Origin of the sequence: Streptomyces sp. NPDC051172, from assembly GCF_040682555.1 — a bacterium.
GTDB lineage: Bacteria > Actinomycetota > Actinomycetes > Streptomycetales > Streptomycetaceae > Streptomyces.
This window is the reverse complement of sequence record NZ_JBFBBE010000504.1, coordinates 1-1,019: the sequence shown is the minus strand read 5'-3', so window position 1 is coordinate 1,019 and position 1,019 is coordinate 1. Positions and strand designations below refer to the sequence as shown.

Annotated in this window: 2 protein-coding genes; both read right to left on the bottom strand. The window is 71.9% G+C overall.

Annotated features, from left to right (window positions below):
• On the bottom strand, window positions 1–224 hold a 224-nt coding region (locus tag AB0N07_RS52270), incomplete at its 3' end, for a citrate/2-methylcitrate synthase (protein WP_365848199.1).
• Between the two features lie 199 nt (window positions 225–423).
• Window positions 424–1,019 (bottom strand): aminotransferase class I/II-fold pyridoxal phosphate-dependent enzyme (locus tag AB0N07_RS52265; protein ID WP_365848197.1); only part of this gene is annotated, 596 nt, incomplete at its 5' end.

Below are 1,019 nucleotides of genomic sequence, written 5' to 3'. Positions count from 1 at the left end.
ATCAGCAGGTAGGCCACCTCCATGAAGGAGGAATGCTCGGCGAGGTCCTCGATGGCGTAGCCGCGGTAGCGCAGGATGCCCTGGTCGCCGTCGATGAACGTGACGGCCGACTTGGCGTTCGCCGTGTTCATGAAGCCCGGGTCGTAGGTGACGTCGCCGGTCTCCTTCAGGAGCGGGGCGATGTTGATGCCGTTGTTGCCCTCTGTGGCGTGCTCGACGCCCAGGTCCAGGCTCTGCTCGCCGACGGTCAGCCGGACGGACTCGTGATGGGTCACGGGTGTGCTCCCTCGTCTTCTCTTCTCGATGGCCCGGGTTCGCGCGCCGGCGTGGGCGCGCCCACACGGGGACGACTCTGCTCCAAACTATCAAGGACCGGCCCGAGGCGCGCGGTCGCTTCCCCCGACGACGGCCCTCGGCCCCGGCTCAGCCTGTCCGCGGCCCGCGGGCGGTGAGTCTCGCCGCGGCCCGGGCGACCGCCTCGTCCGTGGCGGTGATCGCCACGCGGACGTAGCCCTCGCCGCCGGCACCGTAGAACACGCCGGGCCCGGCGATGATGCCCAGGTCCGCCAGTTCGCCCAGCAGGTCCCACGAGTCCTGCGCCGTGGCGTCGGCCGGGTCCAGGTCCGTCCGCCGGGTCCACAGGTACAGCCCCGCCTCGGAGTGGTCCACCGTGTGGCCGGAGGCCTCCAGCGCGGTGCGCAGCGCGTCCCGACGGCGGCGGTAGCGGTCCTTCTGCTCCGCCACGTGTGCGTCGTCGGCCAGGGCCACGGCCATCGCGTGCTGCACCGGGGCGGGCACGATCATGCCCGCGTGCTTGCGGGTGTTGACCAGGGTCGCCACGAGCTGCGGATCCCCCGCGGCGAACGCGGCGCGGTAGCCGGCGAGGTTGGACTGCTTGGACAGCGAGTAGACGCTCAGCAGGCCCGTCAGGTCGCCACCGGAGACCTCGTCGGACAGGATGCAGGGCACGACGGCCCCGTCCCACGCGTCCCAGCCGAGCTCGGCGTAGCACTCGTCCC